Raw genomic sequence first — 2,733 nt, forward strand, 5'->3', positions numbered from 1 at the left:
ATTGCAATAGACAACTGCATTTTCTGCGGTATGATAAAATTACATTTTTTTAGATATTAAGAGTTTTTAGGAAAGATCATGCACGAGGAATCAGGCCCGTCGTGGGGTATGCGCGGCTTACGCAAATGGCTGGGAACCGCTCCCGAAACTCGCGACGAACTGCTAAAACTAGTACAAGATTCACGTCGATTTCTAGAACCCGATACTGTAGCGATGCTAGAAGGCGTACTCGACCTTCCAGCGACCAAAATTCGTGAAGTGATGACACCACGCACTTCCATGATCAGCTTACAGGAAGATGACCAGCTTCTTGATATTCTGCATGTTTTGGTAGAATCAGCGCATTCACGCTTTCCCGTATTTTCATCAGATCAGCCTGATAATGTGGTGGGCATTTTGCTTGCCAAAGACTTGCTGCCTTTCCTGACCGAACCGACTTCTAAGGTGGATATTCGTGCCTTAATGCGCCAGCCACTGTTCGTACCTGAAAGTGCACGTTCAGATCAGGTTTTGCGTATGTTGAAAAATACCCAGACCCATATTGCAGTCGTAATTGATGAATATGGCTCCACTTCTGGTCTGGTGACATTAGAAGACATTCTGGAAGAGATTGTTGGTGAAATTGAAGATGAACATGATATTGCTGATGAAGAAGCACTGTATATTGTTCCCGACAATGATCCGACCACAGCCAATACCTGGATTGTGCAAGCATTGACTCCAATTGAGCATTTTAACAATATGCTCGATGCCGACTTCTCTGATGATGAAGTAGAAACCATGGGTGGCCTGTTATTGCAGGAAATCGGATTGGTGAGCGATTTAGAAGGTCAGGTGATTGAGCTTGGAAATTGGATCTTTACCATTCTGGAAGCGGATGCCCGTTCTATTCACTCGATTCGGGCTGTGCGCCAATGAGGGCACATTTCGACAAGTTGTTGAAGCAGTCTGAAGGCTCTGAGCAACTTCCACTGATTTATCCACTGCTGCTGTCTTTATTTTCCGGTGCCATCTTCAGTTTTGCGCTGGCGCCGTACCACTATTGGTGGTTAGCCATCCTTTCTCCGGCGCTGCTTTATGCTTGTCTGCGTAAACGCAGTGCCAAACAGGCTTTTGGTATTGGCTGGGCTTATGGCATTGGTTTATGGTTTGTCGGTGCATTCTGGTTGTATACCTCGATCCATGAATATGGTGATACCAGCTCATTCCTTAGTGTCGTGATGATTCTGATCATGGCCTTGGTCATGGGTCTATTTACCGCAGTACAGACCTTTATCTACCGTCGCTTCTTTCCGGAAACCCCTCTGACCTTTGCGCCATTGTGGGTACTGTTTGAATGGGCGAAGACCTGGGTCTTTACAGGTTTCCCATGGCTATTTGCAGGCTATGCCTTTACCGAACGTTTGCTGGATGGCTATGCGCCACTCTTCGGTGTGTTTGGCATATCCTTCGTGGTGATCCTACTAGCTTGTGCTTTGGTTGAGATTCTTAATCGTCGTGTGTTCTGGGCAATCCCCTCCCTGCTGCTCTTGCTGGGTGCTTGGGGAGCTTCGCAACTGACTTTTGTAGAACAGAAAGAAGGCACTAAGCCACTCAGCGTGTCCCTGATTCAGGGTAATATTCCACAAGATTTAAAATGGTTGACTGAATATCAGGTTAAAACCTTGCTGATCTATGCCAATCTGACCAAGACCGAATGGGGTCGTGATTTGATCGTCTGGCCAGAATCTTCGATTCCGATGTTTCAGGCCGATATTCCTGATTTCCTGGATGCGATGAAAGCACAGGCAGAAAAATCTGGAAGCTCCTGGGTTACCGGTATTCCTTATTGGGATCTGAAAGAATCCCAAGCCAAAGGCACACCGAAGTATTACAACAGCATCATGGCCATCGGTGATGAAGCGAGTGGACTGTACAAGAAACAGCGCCTGGTGCCATTTGGTGAATACATCCCACTTTCCGGCGCGCTCAGCTGGGTACTTCCCGCTTTGCAAAATGATCCATCTATGAGCGGTTTTTCTCGTGGGGCAAATGATCAGCAACCGCTAAATATCAAAAATCAGCATCTGGGCTCTGCGATTTGCTATGAAGTCGCTTATCCGAATCTGACCCGTCGCAATGCCAGTCAAAGTGACTTTCTGGTAACGGTATCTAATGATGCCTGGTTTACTGGAACTGCGGGACCGCAGCAACACCTGCAAATGGTGCAAATGCGGGCCAAGGAAAATGGTCGCTGGTTTATCCGTGCGACCAATACCGGTGTAACCGCCTTTATTGATCATAATGGTCATATCGTGAAACGTGCGCCTATGGATCAAGAAGCGGTATTACGCGGTGAGTTGCCAGCAATGCAGGGTGAAACGCTGTATACCAAACTGAGTGACTGGCCTGTACTGATTCTTTCAACCCTGCTGTTATTACTTGGATGGCGTTTCCGCCCACGTAAAGTGGATGTCAGCTTTAAGTCGAGAAGATAATTTCTTAAGTTCCCTGTCCTGAGCTAATTTTAAAGCACTGCTTTTTAAATTAGCGCAAATGAGGGTTAGGGAGAGGTAAATTTTTATCCTCTTCTTAATCCTCTCTCAGAGGGAGAGGAAGTTTTATGCATAATTTTAAAATAAAAAAACCGAGGCTTATGCCCCGGTTTTTTTATTGAGAAAATAATTAAATCTGTACAGCAAGATAGGACATCATACTGGCCAATGATAGCATCGGCAAAAAACGATAGAGCTG

The 2,733-nt window shown here is 46.0% G+C and carries 2 protein-coding genes; both read left to right on the forward strand.

Annotation, left to right across the window (positions count from 1 at the left end):
- The first annotated feature begins 78 nt into the window (after positions 1–78).
- Positions 79–918, forward strand: coding sequence for an HlyC/CorC family transporter (locus B4033_RS01510; protein ID WP_004813460.1), 840 nt, complete (start codon positions 79–81; stop codon positions 916–918).
- A complete protein-coding gene (gene lnt, locus B4033_RS01515) occupies positions 915–2,477 on the forward strand; it encodes an apolipoprotein N-acyltransferase (protein WP_286831439.1) in 1,563 nt (520 codons plus the stop codon). Before B4033_RS01510 ends, lnt begins: the two co-directional genes overlap by 4 nt.
- Positions 2,478–2,733 lie beyond the last annotated feature (256 nt).

The sequence above is a fragment of the Acinetobacter sp. UBA3132 genome, from assembly GCF_002364825.1.
In the GTDB taxonomy this organism is placed as follows: domain Bacteria; phylum Pseudomonadota; class Gammaproteobacteria; order Pseudomonadales; family Moraxellaceae; genus Acinetobacter; species Acinetobacter schindleri.